Source organism: Pseudomonas costantinii, assembly GCF_001870435.1.
GTDB lineage: Bacteria > Pseudomonadota > Gammaproteobacteria > Pseudomonadales > Pseudomonadaceae > Aquipseudomonas > Aquipseudomonas costantinii.
Window position 1 is genome coordinate 156,186 of record NZ_MDDR01000034.1, and the last position, 18,423, is coordinate 174,608.

The 18,423-nt window shown below is 60.3% G+C and carries 13 protein-coding genes; 12 read left to right on the top strand and 1 reads right to left on the bottom strand.

What is annotated here, in order from left to right:
• Positions 1-330: 330 nt before the first annotated feature.
• The 3 genes from BFL40_RS16140 (at position 331) to choV (ending at position 3,365) form a co-directional block, all read left to right on the top strand.
• Complete coding sequence (locus BFL40_RS16140; RefSeq protein ID WP_071484930.1) at positions 331-1,278, top strand: choline ABC transporter substrate-binding protein; 948 nt, start codon at positions 331-333, stop codon at positions 1,276-1,278.
• A 66-nt stretch (positions 1,279-1,344) separates the two neighbouring features.
• Positions 1,345-2,190: a choline ABC transporter permease subunit gene (choW, locus tag BFL40_RS16145; RefSeq protein ID WP_017139374.1), complete on the top strand. Its 846-nt coding sequence runs from the start codon at positions 1,345-1,347 to the stop codon at positions 2,188-2,190.
• On the top strand, positions 2,187-3,365 hold the full coding sequence (gene choV / locus BFL40_RS16150) for a choline ABC transporter ATP-binding protein (protein ID WP_071484931.1): 1,179 nt from the start codon (positions 2,187-2,189) through the stop codon (positions 3,363-3,365). The genes choW and choV overlap by 4 nt, the downstream gene beginning before the upstream one ends.
• A gap of 126 nt (positions 3,366-3,491) precedes the next feature.
• Here choV and BFL40_RS16155 read toward each other — a convergent pair whose 3' ends face one another.
• Entirely contained in the window at positions 3,492-5,426 is a 1,935-nt protein-coding gene (locus BFL40_RS16155) for a BCCT family transporter (protein ID WP_235864777.1), read from the bottom strand.
• Positions 5,427-5,817: 391 nt separating this feature from the next.
• Between BFL40_RS16155 and betI the strand changes: the two genes are divergently transcribed.
• The 9 genes from betI (at position 5,818) to BFL40_RS16200 (ending at position 18,235) form a co-directional block, all read left to right on the top strand.
• Positions 5,818-6,411: a transcriptional regulator BetI gene (gene betI / locus BFL40_RS16160; protein ID WP_071484933.1), complete on the top strand. Its 594-nt coding sequence runs from the start codon at positions 5,818-5,820 to the stop codon at positions 6,409-6,411.
• A gap of 111 nt (positions 6,412-6,522) precedes the next feature.
• On the top strand, positions 6,523-7,995 hold the full coding sequence (gene betB, locus BFL40_RS16165) for a betaine-aldehyde dehydrogenase (RefSeq protein ID WP_071484934.1): 1,473 nt from the start codon (positions 6,523-6,525) through the stop codon (positions 7,993-7,995).
• Between the two features lie 135 nt (positions 7,996-8,130).
• The gene (gene betA / locus BFL40_RS16170) at positions 8,131-9,834 is read left to right on the top strand and encodes a choline dehydrogenase (RefSeq protein WP_071484935.1); all 1,704 of its coding nucleotides are present in this window, start codon (positions 8,131-8,133) and stop codon (positions 9,832-9,834) included.
• Between the two features lie 156 nt (positions 9,835-9,990).
• A complete protein-coding gene (locus tag BFL40_RS16175; protein WP_071484936.1) occupies positions 9,991-11,433 on the top strand; it encodes a TldD/PmbA family protein in 1,443 nt (480 codons plus the stop codon).
• Complete coding sequence (locus BFL40_RS16180) at positions 11,433-12,749, top strand: TldD/PmbA family protein (RefSeq protein ID WP_071484937.1); 1,317 nt, start codon at positions 11,433-11,435, stop codon at positions 12,747-12,749. The genes BFL40_RS16175 and BFL40_RS16180 overlap by 1 nt, the downstream gene beginning before the upstream one ends.
• A 353-nt stretch (positions 12,750-13,102) precedes the next feature.
• Positions 13,103-13,993, top strand: coding sequence for an alpha/beta fold hydrolase (locus BFL40_RS16185; protein ID WP_071484938.1), 891 nt, complete (start codon positions 13,103-13,105; stop codon positions 13,991-13,993).
• A 35-nt stretch (positions 13,994-14,028) separates the two neighbouring features.
• The gene (gene mdtD / locus BFL40_RS16190; RefSeq protein ID WP_071484939.1) at positions 14,029-15,456 is read left to right on the top strand and encodes a multidrug transporter subunit MdtD; all 1,428 of its coding nucleotides are present in this window, start codon (positions 14,029-14,031) and stop codon (positions 15,454-15,456) included.
• Between the two features lie 130 nt (positions 15,457-15,586).
• On the top strand, positions 15,587-16,924 hold the full coding sequence (gene dbpA / locus BFL40_RS16195; RefSeq protein ID WP_231501119.1) for an ATP-dependent RNA helicase DbpA: 1,338 nt from the start codon (positions 15,587-15,589) through the stop codon (positions 16,922-16,924).
• Between the two features lie 132 nt (positions 16,925-17,056).
• Positions 17,057-18,235, top strand: a complete 1,179-nt coding sequence (locus tag BFL40_RS16200; protein WP_071484940.1) for a BaiN/RdsA family NAD(P)/FAD-dependent oxidoreductase — start codon at positions 17,057-17,059, stop codon at positions 18,233-18,235.
• The last annotated feature ends 188 nt before the right edge of the window (positions 18,236-18,423 follow it).

The following is an 18,423-nucleotide window of genomic DNA, read 5'->3' on the forward strand; positions in this document are numbered from 1 at the left end:
CTGCCTTCGCGGCGTCTCACACCGACGCACCCATGCTCACCAGCGTCGCTCCCGTGCGATCGGGCGTTTTGGCCGTTTTTAGCGGTGCAGATCGGTAAAAACTGCAGTTTGGCCTTTGAAAAAATCTGTAAACGACGTCACCAACACTGGATACGACCATCCCTGTACTGGATACGACGCCCCCTGTAGGCGTCAGATTTTCACTGGTACATGATCAGTCTCGACTCGTTTGCAAGGCACCGTGCCAGAGCTGTCGTCGCACGCTCCAACCGCAACACTTAATAAAGCGCGGCGAATGCCGCCAGAAAAAACACACAGGAGTCTACCCCCATGAAAGGTTCACCCTCGTTGTTGTTGGCCGCCATGCTGAGTCTGCCAGTCCTGGCGCACGCTGCAGAACCGGCACAATGTCAGACCGTCAACTTCTCCGATGTCGGCTGGACCGACATCACCGTCACGACCGCAACCACCAGCGAAGTCCTCAAGGGTCTGGGCTACAAGCCGCGCACCACGATGATTTCGGTACCGGTGACCTACAAGTCGCTGGCTGACGGCAAGAACATGGACATCTTCCTCGGCAACTGGATGCCGACCATGGAAAACGACATCAAGCAGTACCGTGATGCCGGCACCGTGGAAACCGTGCGCGCCAACCTGGAGAACGCCAAGTACACCCTGGCGGTGCCCGAGGCGCTGTACAACAAAGGCCTTAAAGACTTCGCCGATATCGCCAAATTCAAGGACGAACTGGGCGGCAAGATCTACGGTATCGAGCCGGGTAACGACGGCAACCGCACCATCCAGACCCTCATCGACAAAGATGCCTTCGGCCTGAAGACCGCAGGTTTCAAAGTGGTCGAGTCCAGCGAAGCCGGGATGCTCTCGCAAGTGGAACGCGCCTCCAAGCGCGACCAGGCCATCGTGTTCCTCGGCTGGGAACCGCACCCGATGAACACCCGCTTCAAGATGAAGTACCTGACCGGGGGTGACGATTCGTTCGGCCCCAACTACGGCCAGGCCACCATCTACACCAACGTCCGCAAGGGCTACACCCAGGAATGCAGCAACGTTGGCCAGTTGCTGAAAAACCTGTCGTTCACGCTGAACATGGAAAGCACCCTGATGGGTAAAGTCCTGGACGACAAACAGAAGCCGGATGTAGCGGCCAAGGCTTGGCTCAAAGCCAACCCGCAAGTGCTCGACACCTGGCTCGCCGGTGTCACCACCGTTGATGGCAAACCAGGTCTGGAGGCCGTAAAAGCTTATCTCGCCAAGTAATCGCTGACCCCGGGCCGGTGCGCTGGCCCGGGATGTTTTCCCCTTCGCATGTGGACATTCACTACCATGCTGACTGAACAGAAAATCCCACTAGGCCAGTACATCGCTGCCTTCGTCGAATGGTTGACCAAACATGGTGCCAACTACTTCGACGCAATCGCATCGACTCTGGAAACGATGATCCACGGCGTGACATTCGCGCTGACCTGGTTCAATCCGCTGGCATTGATCGGTCTGATTGCGCTGCTGGCTCACTTTATTCAACGTAAATGGGGCCTGACTGTTTTTGTCATCGCCTCCTTCCTGCTGATCCTGAACCTGGGGTACTGGCAGGAAACCATGGAGACCCTCGCGCAGGTGCTGTTCGCCACCCTGGTCTGCGTGGTCATCGGTGTGCCGCTGGGCATTGTTGCCGCGCACAAACCGTTGTTCTACACCATGATGCGGCCGGTGCTCGATCTGATGCAGACCGTACCGACCTTCGTCTACCTCATCCCTACCCTGACCCTCTTCGGGCTGGGTGTGGTGCCTGGGCTGATTTCCACGGTGGTGTTCGCGATTGCCGCGCCCATCCGTCTGACCTACCTGGGTATCCGAGACGTTCCGCAAGAGTTGATGGACGCCGGCAAGGCCTTTGGCTGCTCGCGCCGTCAGTTGCTCTCGCGCATTGAACTGCCCCACGCCATGCCGAGCATTGCTGCCGGCATTACCCAATGCATCATGCTGTCGTTGTCGATGGTGGTGATCGCGGCCCTGGTGGGTGCCGACGGCCTCGGCAAGCCGGTGGTCAACGCACTGAACACCGCCGACATCGCCCTGGGCTTTGAAGCCGGCCTGGCAATCGTGTTGCTGGCCATCATGCTCGACCGCATCTGCAAACAACCCGACGCTAAAGTAGGGGGTGATGCATGAGCATTATCCGATTCGACAAGGTCGACGTGATCTTTTCCAAAGACCCACGCGAAGCGCTCAAGCTGCTGGACCAGGGCATGAGCCGTAACGAGATCCTGAAACAGACCGGGCAGATTGTCGGCGTTGAAAAAGCCAGCCTGGACATTGAGAAAGGCGAGATCTGCGTGCTGATGGGCCTGTCGGGCTCCGGCAAGTCGAGCTTGCTGCGCTGCATCAACGGCCTCAACACCGTGAGCCGTGGCCAGCTGTTTGTGGAGCATGAAGGTCGCCAGATCGACATCGCATCCTGCACCCCCGCCGAACTGAAAATGATGCGCACCAAGCGCATCGCCATGGTGTTCCAGAAGTTCGCGTTGATGCCGTGGCTGACCGTGCGCGAGAACATCAGCTTTGGCCTTGAGATGCAGGGCCGCCCTGAGAAAGAACGACGCAAGCTGGTGGACGACAAGCTGGAGTTAGTGGGTTTGTCACAGTGGCGCAATAAAAAGCCGGACGAACTGTCCGGCGGCATGCAGCAGCGCGTCGGCCTGGCCCGTGCGTTGGCGATGGACGCCGATATCTTGCTGATGGACGAGCCCTTCTCCGCCCTCGACCCACTGATTCGCCAAGGCCTGCAAGATGAGCTGCTGGAGCTGCAACGCAAGCTGAGCAAGACCATCGTGTTCGTGAGCCACGACCTCGACGAGGCGCTGAAGCTGGGCAGCCGTATCGCAATCATGAAAGACGGCAAGATCATCCAGTACAGCGTGCCGGAAGAGATCGTGCTGAACCCTGCGGATGACTATGTGCGCACATTCGTCGCCCATACCAACCCGCTGAACGTACTGTGCGGTCGCAGCCTGATGCGCACCCTGGACAACTGCAAGCGCATCAACGGTTCGGTGTGCCTTGATCCAGGTGGTGATTCGTGGCTGGACCTGGCCGAAGGCAACACCATCAAGGGTGCCCGACAGAATGGTTCGGTGCTGAACCTGCAGAACTGGGCGCCAGGGCAAGCGGTTGAAGGTTTGGGCCGGGTACCGACGCTGGTGGATTCCAATATCGGCATGCGTGATGCGTTGCAGATTCGGTATCAGACCGGGAATAAGCTGGTGTTGCATGACAACAACAAGGTGGTGGGGATCTTGGGGGACAGCGAGCTCTACCATGCCCTGCTGGGCAAGAACCTGGGCTAGCGCTGATCGTTCCCACGCTCCGCGTGGGAATGCATCCTGTGACGCTCCGCGTCACGACTTCAAGAGCAGACGCAGAGCGTCCGGGGCGGCATTCCCACGCAGAGCGTGGGAACGATCATTCAGCGACTAGCTATAGACACGGCCAAGGAGCTGCCGATGGCTTTCAAACTGATCGAGCACGTCCCGGGTGATCTGTTCCTGGGCAAAGCCCATCAGGTCGTATTCCTGAGGCCCGTTGTGCAGGTAAACCTCGGCACGGTAGTAACGCGTACGCTCTTCTTCAGGCAAGTCATTCGGTGCCGACGAGTAAGCATCCAGGCTCACTTCGTAGACAAACGGATTGCCCTCTTCCATCTCGATCCGCACACCAATGCAGCGCTTGGACTTACCGAGCAAGGTCTGCACTTCCAGCCCCTGATCACGCAGCGCAATCGCCGCTTCTTCCAGCGCAGGCGTTACATGCTTGTCCATAAACCGTTGCACGGTGCCTTGGCTCGGTTGCAGGTCCAGCGCGGTCAAGCGCTCGCTGAAACCACGGCGGCCACGCTCAGCCAATTGCGCCTGCTCCTGCTCGATCGCCACATCTTGGCGCATGGCCTTGTGCAAACCGAACATGAACAAAATCAACACCACCGAGAACGGCAGTCCCGCCAACACCACCATGGTTTGCATGGCTTCGAAGTTACCGGCGAACAGCAAGCCGATAGTCACCAGGGTGATCACCGCCGACCAGAAGATCCGCAACCAGTGCGGCGCATCCTCGTCCACGTTGCCGCCTTTGCAGGAAAGGTTGGCCATCATCACCGCGCCGGAATCCGCCGGGGTCAGGAACAACACAAAGCCCACGAAGATCGACACGCCGATAACAATTTTCGACGCTGGGTAATGTTCAAGCAGTTGGTAGATGGCCATGGACGGTTGTTCCAGCGCCGTCTTGCCCAACTCCACCGCACCGTGATTCAGCACCAGGTCCAATGCCGAGTTACCGAAGATCGACAACCACGCCAAGGTGAAGCCCAGCGGGATCAGCAGTACGCCGGCCACCAGTTCACGCACCGTGCGACCACGGGAAATACGCGCGATGAACATGCCCACGAATGGGGCCCAGGAAATCCACCACGCCCAGTAGAACAGAGTCCACAGGCCCATCCAGCGCTCGGTCTTGTCGGCGTCGCCTTCGTACACGTAGAGGTCGAAGGTTTTCAGCACGATGCCGTTCAGGTAATCGCCGGTGTTTTGCACCAAGCCATTGAGCAGGTGCAGGGTCGGGCCGAACAGCAGCACAAAAATCAGCAAGCCGCTGAACAGCACGATGTTGAGGTTGGACAGGCGGCGAATGCCGTTTTCCACACCCGACACGGCGGCGATGGTCGCCACGGTGCTCATCACGATGATCACGATCAGCAGGTTGGTATTGCTGTGCGCCATGCCGAACAGGTTTTCCAGGCCGGACGACACTTGCATCGAACCGATACCCAGGTTGGTCACCAGGCCCAGCAGGGTCACGAACATGCCGAAACCGTCCACCGCGTGGCCGGCCGCGCCTTTCACCCAACGCTCGCCCACCAGCGGGTACAGCGCCGAACGCAAGGCCAGCGGCTGGTTATGGCGGTACGCGAAGTACGCCACGGCCAGGCCGACCAAGGCGTAAATTGCCCAGCCGTGCAGGCCCCAGTGCAGGAACGTCAGTTGCAACGCCTGGCGTGCCGCGCCATTGCTGGCGGCCGCACCTTCAGGCGGGTTGAAGTAGTGGTCCAGCGGCTCGGACGCGCCGAAGTACAGCAGCGAGATGCCGATGCCCGACGAGAACAACATACCGGCCCAGGCGCCGTAGCTGAAGTCCGGGGTGTCGTCCTTGCTGCCCAGTTTCAACTTGCCGTAGGACGAAAACGCCAGGCCGACCACAAACACGAGGTAGGCGGCGATGACCACCATGTAGTACCAGCCAAAGCTTTTGGAAAGCCAGGCCTGCGCTACGCCGAGCATGCGCCCGGCCTCCTGCGGGGCGATGATCAGAATGGCGGTCAACAACAGAATCAGCGCGGTGGAGGTGTAGAACACCCAACCGTTGACCCGTACCTTTTCCGGCGGGGTCTTTATAAGAGAGGCAGAACTCATGGCGCAGATGCTCCAGGCAGTGCGAGAGAGAAACACAAGGCAACGGTTATCCCGGAACATCGATTTTTCGGCAGTCGACGGACGGGTGTTATAAAGACACCCCGAAAATTCTTGAGCCCCGCCGAAGCGATGGCCAGGCCCTGATATGGCCTGTTTCAAGGGTTTTTGCAGGTGTCAGATGTCACAGCTCGCAGGTAGGAAATATCTGTAGGCAGCGACCATTTGTCGCAGATCTTATTCTTTGTTGATTGAACGTTCAATCAAAACAAAATAGACTGGCCCTCAAGCCGACGGACGTTTATCGCCCATCGGCAGGCCTAAGGAGAGGTGCTACATGCCCAAGGTCGGTATGCAACCCATACGCCGTCAGCAGTTGATCGAAGCCACGTTAACGGCCATCGATCAGGTCGGGATGGGAGATGCCAGCATTGCGCTGATCGCCCGTTTGGCCGGCGTCTCGAACGGCATCATCAGTCACTACTTTCAGGACAAGAACGGCCTGATCGCAGCGACGATGCGTTACTTGATGAACGCGCTGATCGACAACGTCCACGAACGCAGGCGTGCCCTGAAGGATGACAGCCCACGGGCGCACCTCCAGGTGATTATCGAAGGCAACTTCGACGCCAGCCAGGTCAACGGCCCGGCAATGAAAACCTGGTTGGCCTTCTGGGCCGCCAGCATGCACCACCCGTCATTGCACAGGTTGCAGCGGATCAACGATCAACGTCTGTATTCCAACCTGTGCTGCCAGTTTCGCCGAGTGCTGCCGCTGCCGCGCGCACGCAAAGCAGCCCGAGGCCTGGCGGCCCTGATCGACGGTTTGTGGTTGCGCGGCGCCCTGTCGGGAGACGCTTTCGACACGGAGCAGGCGCAACGGATCGCTTACGAATACATGGATTTCCAATTGGCCAAGCAGGTGAGTTAGAGCACACACAACCGCTCAACCCCTGAACTGCTGTCGATCAGTGTTGCCAGAACCTTATGGCCTCATTTTTCGGCGGTTAACGCCAACCACTTATGCACTTGCGAGGACTTTATGGCCCGTTTCGAACTGCAAAAACTCTACATTGACGGCGGCTACAGCGACGCTGGCAGCGATGCCACCTTCGAAGCCATCAACCCGGCTAACGGTGAAGTTCTCGCCAAAGTGCAACGTGCGACCAAAGAAGACGTTGAGCGCGCGGTTGTCAGCGCCGAAAAAGGCCAGAAAATCTGGGCCGCGATGACCGCCATGGAGCGTTCGCGCATCTTGCGTCGTGCCGTTGAAATCCTGCGCGAGCGCAACGACGAACTGGCCGCCCTGGAAACCCTGGACACTGGTAAAGCCTTCTCCGAAACCAAATACGTCGACATCGTCACCGGCGCTGACGTGCTGGAATACTACGCAGGCCTGGTACCCGCCATCGAAGGCGAGCAGATCCCGCTGCGCACCACGTCTTTCGTCTACACCCGCCGCGAGCCGCTGGGCGTTGTGGCCGGTATCGGCGCGTGGAACTACCCGATCCAGATCGCCCTGTGGAAATCCGCTCCTGCCCTGGCGGCCGGTAACGCGATGATTTTCAAACCGAGCGAAGTCACCTCGCTGACCACCCTGAAACTGGCCGAGATCTACACCGAAGCCGGCGTTCCAGACGGTGTGTTCAACGTCCTGACCGGCAGCGGCCGTGAAGTCGGCACCTGGCTGACCGAGCACCCACGCATCGAAAAAATCTCCTTCACCGGCGGCACCGACACCGGCAAGAAGGTGATGGCCAGCGCTTCCAGCTCCTCGCTGAAAGACGTGACCATGGAACTGGGCGGCAAGTCCCCGCTGATCATTTTCGACGACGCCGACCTCGATCGCGCCGCCGACACCGCGATGATGGCCAACTTCTACAGTTCCGGCCAGGTCTGCACCAACGGCACTCGCGTGTTCGTTCCAAAGCACCTGCAAGCCGCCTTCGAAGCCAAGATCGTTGAGCGCGTTGCACGCATTCGCGTCGGCAACCCGGAAGACGAAAACACCAACTTCGGCCCGCTGGTCAGCTTCGCCCACATGGAAAGCGTGCTGGGTTACATCGCCAAAGGTAAAGAAGAAGGCGCCCGCCTGCTGTGCGGCGGCGACCGTCTGACCGATGGCGACTTCGCCAAAGGCGCGTTCGTGGCACCCACCGTGTTCACCGACTGCACCGACGAGATGACTATTGTCCGCGAAGAAATCTTTGGCCCAGTGATGAGCATCCTCACCTACGAGACCGAAGAAGAAGTGATCCGCCGCGCCAACGACACCGACTTCGGCCTGGCCGCGGGCCTGGTGACCAAGGACCTGAACCGCGCCCACCGCGTGATTCATCAGTTGGAAGCCGGTATCTGCTGGATCAACGCCTGGGGCGAGTCCGACGCAAAAATGCCGGTCGGTGGCTACAAGCAATCCGGTGTTGGCCGTGAAAATGGCATCAGCTCGCTGAACAACTTCACCCGCATCAAATCGGTACAGGTTGAGCTGGGCGACTACGCCTCGGTGTTCTAAGCAACCCCACTCACCCCCCGTAGCAGCTGCCGAGCGCAAGCGAGGCTGCGTAGCGATCTCAAGGTCTGCTACGCAGCCCAACGCAGCCTCGTTCCTCGGCAGCTGCTACGACCAACTTTTACGAGGGTGCATTTCATGTCCCAAGAATACGACTACATCATTGTGGGTGCCGGCTCCGCCGGTAACACCCTGGCGACCCGTCTGACTGAAGACGAAGGCGTCACCGTCCTGCTGCTGGAAGCCGGCGGCCCAGACTATCGTTTTGACTTCCGCACCCAAATGCCGGCCGCCCTGGCGTTCCCGCTGCAAGGCCGCCGCTACAACTGGGCCTACGAAACCGATCCGGAGCCACACATGGACGGCCGCCGGATGGAATGCGGTCGTGGCAAGGGCCTGGGTGGCTCTTCCCTGATCAACGGCATGTGCTACATCCGTGGCAACGCCATGGACTACGACAACTGGTCGAAGCTGCCGGGCCTGGAAAGCTGGACTTACCTGGACTGCCTACCGTATTTCCGCAAAGCCGAAACCCGCGACATCGGCCCGAACGATTGGCACGGCGGCGATGGCCCGGTCAGCGTGACCACGCCAAAGGCCGGCAACAACCCACTGTTCCACGCCATGGTTGAAGCGGGCGTGCAAGCCGGTTACCCGCGCACCGTCGACCTGAACGGTTACCAGCAAGAAGGCTTCGGCCCGATGGACCGTACCGTCACGCCTAAAGGCCGTCGCGCCAGCACCGCGCGCGGTTACCTGGACACCGCCAAGAAGCGTTCCACGCTGACCATCGTCACCCACGCCCTCAGCGATAAAGTGCTGTTTGAAGGCAAGCGTGCCGTTGGTGTGCGTTACCTGATCGGTGCCGCCGAAGAGCGCGTTGAAGCCCGTGCGCGCAAAGAAGTCATCGTGTGCAGTGGCGCAATCGGTTCGCCGCAGCTGCTGCAACGCTCGGGTGTAGGCCCGTCGCAACTGCTGGAAAGCCTCGACATCCCGGTAGTCCACGACCTCCCTGGCGTTGGCGAAAACCTGCAGGATCACCTTGAGCTGTACCTGCAATACGCGTGCACTCAACCGGTGTCGCTGTACCCGTCGCTGCTCTGGTACAACCAGCCGGCCATTGGTGCCGAGTGGCTGTTCAACGGTACCGGCATCGGCGCCAGCAACCAGTTCGAAGCGGGCGGTTTTATCCGTACCCGTGAAGAATTCGAATGGCCGAACATCCAGTACCACTTCCTGCCGGTCGCGATTAACTACAACGGCAGCAACGGGGTGAAAGAGCACGGCTTCCAGGCGCACATGGGTTCCATGCGTTCGCCGAGCCGTGGTCGTATCCAGCTCAAGTCGAAGAACCCACGGGACTACCCGAGCATCCTCTTCAACTACATGGCCACCGAGCAAGACTGGCAGGAGTTCCGCGATGGCATCCGCCTGACCCGTGAAATCATGCAGCAGCCGGCACTGGACCAATACCGTGGCCGTGAAATCAGCCCAGGCATCGACGTGCAAACCGATGAGCAACTGGACAAGTTCATCCGCGAACACGCCGAAACTGCGTTCCACCCGTCCTGCTCGTGCAAGATGGGCACCGACGACATGGCGGTTGTGGATAGCGAGGGCCGTGTACATGGCATGCAAGGCCTGCGTGTGGTTGATGCGTCGATCATGCCGATCATCACCACCGGTAACCTGAACGCGCCGACGATCATGATCGCCGAGAAAATCGCCGACAAGATCCGTGGCCGCAAGCCGCTGCCGCGCAGTACTGCGGATTACTACGTAGCGGGCGATGCGCCGGTGCGTGGCAAGCCGTTGCGTGAAGTAGGGCCTACCGCGCAGTAACCGAAACCGATCATTCCCACGCTCCGCGTGGGAATGCATCCTGTGACGCTCCGCGTCACAACCTTCAAGAGCGTCCAGGACGGCATTCCCACGCAGAGCGTCGGAACGATCACCTATGCTAGCCTCTGAGGCTGCGCTGCGCTCACGGAGGTCCCAATGTTCGACGCCCACCCCATTCTCAAACAGCATTTCAGTGCCCTGCGCACCGCTGCCGAATTCTTCTCGCTGCGCTATGTACGCGAATCCGGCCAGTACCTGTCGGTCCGCAAGAACGTCGCCGAACCGCCACACCTGAACCACGACGAGGGCGTCATGCTCACCGTGCGTCTCAACGGGGTGGAGGCCTACGCCGCGACCAACGACATTTCCCTTTCAGGCCTGCAAGCCGCGCTGGGGCGCGCCGAGCAACAAGCCCGCCTGATCAAGCCCCATGCCTTGCTCGATCTGCGCGACCAACACGTCTCCAGTGACGTCGCCGACTACCTGTCGCCCGACCTCGACCAACCCTTCCCATCCCTGAGCGACTGCTACCAATTACTCGGCAGTGAGTCGGCTGCCGTGCCGAAAGACGAGCGCCTGGTGAATTGGGAAGTCAGCCTCGGCCTGACCCACGTCGAGCAGATCTACCTCAACAGTGCCGGCGCCGAACTGCGCCAGGCCCAGCGCTTCGTGTTCCCAGGGGTCAATGTCACGGCCTACGACAACAACGACAGCCAGACCCGCACCCTCGGCGGCAGCAACTTCGGCCAACAAGGCGGCTTTGACGTGATTCGCCGCTTCGGCCTGATCGGTGCTGCGCCACGGGTCGCCGACGAAGCCCTGCAATTGCTGCTCGCACCGAACACACCCCAAGGCCCGCGCGACCTGCTGTTGATGCCTGACCAGATGATCCTGCAGATCCACGAATCCATCGGCCACCCGCTGGAACTGGACCGCATCCTGGGCGATGAGCGCAATTACGCCGGTACCAGTTTTGTGAAGGCCAGCGATTTCGGTCACCTGCAATACGGCTCACCGTTGCTCAACGTGACCTTCGACCCGGATATCCCCGAACAGCTCGCCAGCTACGGCCATGACGACGAAGGAACCGCCGCCCGCAAACAATTCCTGATCCGCGAAGGGCTGCTGCTCAAACCGCTGGGTGGCGCGCTGTCGCAATACCGTTCGGGTATGAGCGGCGTGGCCAACAGCCGTGCCAGCAGTTGGAACCGACCGCCGATCGATCGCATGGCCAACCTGAATATCGAGGCGGGTGACAAGAGCCTCGCGCAGCTGATTGGCGGCATCGAGAACGGCATCCTGATGTCGACCAACCGTTCGTGGTCTATCGATGATGCGCGCAACAAGTTCCAGTTCGGCTGCGAATGGGGCCAGTTGATTGAAAATGGCGAGCTCAAGGGCGTGGTGAAAAACCCCAACTACCGCGCAATTTCCGCGCAGTTCTGGCGCAACCTCAGCGCCGTCGGCGATGCCAGTACCTTCAAGGTCCTGGGCACACCGAACTGCGGCAAAGGCGAACCCAACCAGGTGATCCGCGTCGGCCACGCCTCGCCGGCCTGCGTGTTCAGTAACGTCGATGTATTTGGGGGAGATGCCTGATGAACAACTTCAAGGCATTGGTGAATTGGCTCAAGCACGCCATCACCGACAAGGAACAATTTCACCTGGGCTACGCGGATGAATCCTCAGAGTTCGTGCGTTTCAACCACGCACAGGTGCGTCAGGCGGGCCAGGTGCAACAAGCCAGCCTCAATCTGAAACTGATCAACGATGGGCGCCATGCCGACCTGGGCATCACCCTCTCCGGCGAGCCGGAACTGGATCGCCAGCGCCTCGCCGATGGCTTGCAGCAGTTGCGTGAAACCTTGCCGCTGCTACCGCCGGACCCGTATCTGCTGCTGAACCACAACGCCTGGCAAAGCAACAATGAACAAACGCAGCCACTGCCGGAACTGGCCCAGGTTCTGGAAGACATCAGCCAGGCTGCAGACGGCGTGGACCTGGTGGGTTTCTACGCTGCCGGTCCCATCAGTCGTGGCTTTGCCAGTTCGAACGGAGCGTTTGGCTGGCATCAAGCCAACAGTTTCAACTTCGATTTCAGCCTGTTCCACGCCAATGGCGAAGCAGTGAAAGCCAGCTACGCCGGGCACACCTGGAACAGCGCCGAATTCACCACGCGCTTGCAGCAGGCTCGCGAACAGTTGGAGTTCCTCGGTCGCCCACTGCACAAACTGGCACCCGGGCAATACCGCGCCTACCTCGCCCCGGCAGCGCTGGAAGAAATCATCAGCATCATCACCTGGGGTGGTTTTTCCGCCCAGGCCATCGCCAGTAAAAGCAGCTCGCTGCAACGCCTGTACGCCGCAGAGCAGTCGCTGAGCCCACTGGTAACTCTCGATGAGCGAATCAGCGGATCCCTGAGCCAAGCGTTTTCCACCGAAGGCTACCCGCGCGGTGATGTCACGCTGATCAACGCGGGAGAGGCCGAAGGCCAACTGATCAATTCACGCAGCGCCGCCGAATACGGCCTGAGCACCAACGGCGCGAGCAGCGATGAATCCCCCAGTGCCTTGCAGATGGCGGCGGGCACCCTGGCCCAGGCCGATATCCTCAAGCAGTTGGGCACCGGGCTGTACATCAGCAACCTGTGGTACCTGAACTACTCCGACCTGCCGGCCGCGCGCCTGACCGGCATGACGCGCTTCGCCACATTCTGGGTGGAAGACGGCGAGATCAAGGCGCCGGTCAGCACCATGCGTTTTGATGACAGCGTCTATAACCTGCTCGGTTCCCAGCTCGAAGCCCTGACCGCTGATCGGGAACTGCTGCTATCGGCCAGCACTTACAGCCAGCGCAATACCGCTTCCAATCTATTGCCGGGGGCCTTGGTCAAACGCCTGACTTTGACCCTGTAAATATTGCGACGTAGCAGCGATCGAGTAGAACGAGGCTGCGTTCGACTGCTCAGCCGTTGTAAACCTGGCACCTCTTGGTGTCAGGCAGACCGCAACGCAGCCTCGCCAAGGCTCGACAGCTGCTACGCAATACTCCCTCCTACAGGGGAATACCCTGCGCTGCGACGAACCTTCCCTTCCTCCACGATTTGGCCGTTCGGCCTGTTGTTCCTCCGCAGATTCCTCGTTATAACAGTGAGTGGCACCTAGCCACGTCCGTGCGGTAACAATAATTCCTACCCCGCCGCCCTTAACCCACTTGAGACCAAGTGATGCATGACCTTGCCCGGGAAAGGGCAAGCTGGAGCGTTGACATGAACCATGGAAGTTTTGTCATTGAGAAGCTGTACAAGCACTACAACGTTCACATAGAGCAGTTGGGTAACGATCCGCAAAAGAAAACCGTCCTGATGGTCAATGGGGCGCTGTCCACCACCCGCTCGTTTGCGCGCACCAGCAAATGCCTGTCGGAACACTTCAATGTGCTGCTGTTCGACCTGCCGTTCTCCGGCTACTCGCGCGAACACAACACCGACCTGGACCTGGTGACCAAGGACGACGAGGTGCAAATCCTGCGCGCCCTGGTGGAGCGCTTCCAGGTCAACCATCTGGTGTCAGCTTCCTGGGGTGGCATTTCCACACTGCTGACCCTGGCCGACAACCCGCCCTCAATCGAAAGCTCGGTGGTAATGGCCCTGGCGCCTAACCTCAACCAGGCGATGCTCGACTATGTGGAGCGCGTGCGGGTGCTGATCGAGGCCGATGACAAGTCCGCCGTCGGACACTTGCTCAACGAAACGGTCGGCAAATACCTGTCGCCCCGCCTCAAGCGCAATAACCATCGGCACCTGTCGACCATGGCCACCACCGAGTACCGCCAGGCGCGCTTTCATATCCACCAAGTACTGGCGCTGGGCGATGGCAACTACCTGCCGGCACTCACCCAAATTGAAACGCCGGTGCATTTCCTCAACGGCACGCTAGACGAATACACCCCAGCCGCCGAGGCACTGTTGTTCAAGAAATACGTGGGGCGCAGCAGCTTTGCCGTCGCCGAACACACCGGCCATTTGCTGGACTTGGAGTCCCGCGAGGCTGCGTTGGCGGTGCACCGTGCGTTGTTGGATTTCCTGGTCGGCAAGGACGCGGCGTTGTCAGATATAGACGAACCGCCAGTGGGAAAAGGAGCGACGAATGGCGCATAATCGCCAACACATAGCCTGCTAACAAAAGGGTTCACATGCCGAATCGCGCCCCTCTCGATGCCAAGACCGCCCGCTGGCTCCCCTGGGTGGTCGCGATTGCCTTCTTCATGCAGTCGCTGGATGGGACGATTCTCAACACAGCACTGCCGGCCATGGCCCGGGACCTCGCGGAAAACCCGCTGCGCATGCAAGGGGTGGTGATCGCCTACATGCTCACCGTCGCCTTGCTGATCCCCGCATCGGGCTGGGTTGCCGACCGCTTCGGCACCAAGAAAATCTTCTTTGGCGCAATCATGCTGTTCAGCATCGGCTCGCTGCTGTGCGCCCTGTCCAGCAGCTTGACCATGCTGGTGGGCGCCCGGGTGATCCAGGGTTTGGGCGGCGCGCTGATGCTGCCGGTCGGGCGGCTTGTGGTGTTACGCGCTTATCCCCGATCCGAGCTGGTGCGGATCATGGGCTTCATTACCATCCCCGGCCTGCTCGGCCCGTTGCTTGGCCCGACCATGGGCGGATGGATGGTGCAATACCTGACCTGGCACTGGATCTTCCTGATCAACCTGCCGGTGGGCATGGTCGGCTGCTACGCCGTGTGGAAACTCATCCCTGACCTGCGCGGCAGCGAGCGCACGCGCTTTGATAGCGTGGGTTTCTTGCTGTTTGGCGCGGCGATGGTACTGATCACCATCGCCATGGAAGGCCTGGGCGAGTTGCACCTGCCGCACCTGCGGGTGATGTTGTTGCTGTTCGGCGGGCTGGCGTGTCTGGCGGCGTACTGGCTGCGCGCGGCTCATATCGATAACCCGCTGTTCTCGCCGGTGCTGTTCAAGACCCGGACCTTTGCCGTCGGCATTCTCGGCAACCTGTTCGCGCGGTTGGGCAGCGGCGCCTTGCCCTTCCTGGTGCCGCTGCTGTTGCAGGTAGCGTTGGGTTATTCGCCCTCGGAAGCCGGGATGAGCATGCTACCGCTGGCGGCGGCGGCAATGTTTGCCAAGTCCATCGCCCGCACCTTGATTGAGCGCCTGGGCTATCGCATCGTGCTGACCGGTAACACCTTGTTCCTTGGGATCATGCTGGCCAGCATGGGCCTGGTCAGCGAGCACACGCCCTACCCGCTGCTGCTGTGCATGCTGGCGGTCCTGGGGGCGATCAACTCCCTGCAATTTACCGCGATGAACACCGTCACCCTGATTGACCTCGACGACGCCCAGGCCAGCAGCGGCAACAGTTTGCTGTCGGTAGTGGCGCAACTGTCCTTGAGCCTGGGGGTGGCCTGCGCCGGTGCGCTGCTCGGCGGGTTTACCCTGGAGACCGGCAACGATGGGGTGGAAAGCGTGCTGGGCGCCTTCCAGTTGACCTTCCTCACGGTCGGCATCATGGCAATGCTGGCGGCGGCGATCTTCCTGCAACTGTCGCCCACCGACGGCAAAAGTGTGGTCAGCCGCGAGCACGATATCGAGCATTAACAGGCTTCCCGTCTAGAACTTGCAGGGAAAATCCTTCGAGACTGGTACACTGCGCAACATTTTGTTTTGCAGAGCCAGTCCCGTGACTACCATCGCCACCGCTTTTAATACTTTGCCGCTGTCCGCCGCCATGCTGGCTAACCTCGACTCGCTGGGTTATGTCGAGATGACGCAGATCCAGGCGCAAAGCTTGCCGGTGATCCTCAAAGGGCTGGACCTGATTGCCCAGGCCAAGACCGGCAGCGGCAAGACTGCCGCGTTCGGCATCGGCCTGTTGAACCCGATCAACCCGCGCTACTTCGGCTGCCAGGCCCTGGTGATGTGCCCGACGCGTGAACTGGCCGACCAGGTTGCCAAGGAAATCCGTCGCCTGGCCCGTGCCGAAGACAACATCAAGGTGCTGACCCTGTGCGGCGGCGTGTCCCTCGGGCCGCAGATCGCTTCCCTGGAACATGGCGCCCACGTCATCGTCGGCACCCCGGGCCGTATCCAGCAGCACCTGCGCAAAGGTTCGCTGGTACTGGACGGCTTGAACACGCTGATCCTCGACGAAGCGGATCGCATGCTCGACATGGGCTTCTACGACGCCATCGAAGACATCATCAGCAAGACTCCGCCGCGCCGCCAGACCCTACTGTTCTCGGCCACCTACCCGGTGAGCATCAAGCAGTTGGCCTCCAAGTTCATGCGTGCGCCGCAACAGGTGAAGGCCGAAGCGTTCCACTCCGATGACCAGATCGAGCAGCGTTTCTACGAGATCTCGCCAGAAGAGCGCATGGACGCCGTGACCAAAGTGTTGGCGCATTTCCGTCCGGCCTCGTGCGTAGCGTTCTGCTTTACCAAGCAGCAAGTACAGGAAACCGTCGACCACCTGACCTCCAAGGGCATTTCCGCCGTCGGCCTGCATGGCGACCTGGAACAGCGCGACCGTGACCAGGTACTGGCGATGTTCGCCAACCGCAGTACTTCGGTGCTGGTGGCTACCGACGTCGCAGCCCGTGGCTTGGACATTGACTCGCTGGACATGGTGATCAACGTCGAACTGGCCCGCGACTCGGAAATCCACATCCACCGTGTAGGCCGTACCGGCCGCGCGGGTGAAACAGGCATCGCTATCAGCCTGGTGGCACCGTCCGAAGCGCACCGTGCCCAGGCCATCGAACAGTTGCAGAAATCGCCGCTGAACTGGGACCAGTTGGACAACCTCAAGCCGCAGAGCGGTGGCCCGCTGCTGCCGCAGATGAGCACCCTGTGCATCGCCGCCGGGCGTAAAGACAAGGTTCGCCCAGGCGACATCCTCGGCGCGTTGACCGGTGAAGCCGGCATCCCGGGTGCCCAGGTCGGCAAGATCGCGATCTTTGACTTCCAGGCGTTCGTGGCCGTGGAGCGCGGGATCGCCAAGCAGGCGTTGCAGCGTTTGAATGACGGCAAGATCAAAGGCCGTTCGTTGCGCGTGCGTATCCTCTGAACCTGATCGTTCCCACGCTCTGCGTGGGAATGCATCCCGTGACGCTCCGCGTCACAAAGCGGACGCTGAGCGTCCATTGCGGTATTCCCACGCAGAGCGTGGGAACGATCTGATTAATGTGAGGATGTTGCTGTGCGCTCGACCGAAGTTGTGATCATTGGCGCCGGCGCCGCAGGCTTGATGTGCGCACTGACTGCCGCCGGGCGTGGGCGCAAGGTGATGTTGATCGACCATGCGAACAAGGCCGGTAAAAAGATCCTGATGTCGGGCGGTGGCCGCTGCAATTTCACCAATATGTACACCGAGCCTGCCAACTTCCTCTCGCACAACGCGCACTTCTGCAAGTCCGCCTTGGCCCGTTACACCCAGTGGGACTTCATTGGGCTGGTGGCCAAGCACGGCGTGCCGTACCACGAGAAGAAGCTCGGCCAGCTGTTCTGCGATAACAAGTCCAGCGACATCCTTGGCATGCTGCTGGACGAGTGCATCCAGACAGGCGTGAGCCTGCACCTGGACACCTCGATCGAGGAAATCGCCAAACTCGACAGCGGCTACCATCTGCAAACCACCCTGGGTGAGCTGCGTTGCGAATCCCTGGTAATTGCCACCGGCGGTCTGTCGATTCCGACCTTGGGCGCCACCGGTTTTGGTTATCAGGTTGCCAAGCAATTCGGCCATGAACTGCTGCCGACCCGCGCCGGGCTGGTGCCATTCACCATCACCGACCAGCTCAAGGATTTGTGCGGCGAGTTGTCCGGCACCTCCGTAGATTGCCTGGTCAGCTGCAACGACCAGAGCTTTCGCGAGAACATCCTGTTTACCCACCGTGGCCTGAGCGGGCCGGCGATCCTGCAGATTTCTTCGTACTGGGAATCCGGTGACACGGTTGAAATCAACCTGCTGCCCGACCACGACGCCCACACCTGGCTGCAACAGCAACAGGTCGAGCGCCCCAACAGCGAGCTGAAAACTCTGCTGGGCGAGATCTTCACCAAGAAAATGGCCAACCTGCTGGCCGAGACCTGGTTCGCGTCCAAGCCGATGAAGCAGTACACCCACGCTGAAATCGCCGACATCGCGCAAAAACTCGGCAGTTGGCAGTTGGTGCCTGCGGGCACCGAAGGCTATCGCACCGCCGAAGTGACGCTGGGCGGGGTTGATACTCGGGAAGTGTCGTCCAAGACCATGGAATCGCTGAAAAGCCCGGGCTTGTACTTTATCGGCGAAGTACTGGATGTGACCGGCCACCTGGGCGGGTTCAACTTCCAGTGGGCGTGGGCCTCAGGCTACGCCGCTGCGCAATACGCCTGACACACTCGGATTGATCGTTCCCACGCTCCGCGTGGGCATGCATCCCGGGACGCTCCGCGGCCCAAGAGCGGACGCAGAGCGTCCATGGCGGCATTCCCACGCAGAGCGTGGGAACGATCATCCAGTATTTGTGATTCCCAGGCTTGCCGTGACGTCACTGATGGCTCAATTTAGCGGCATCGTCCCGG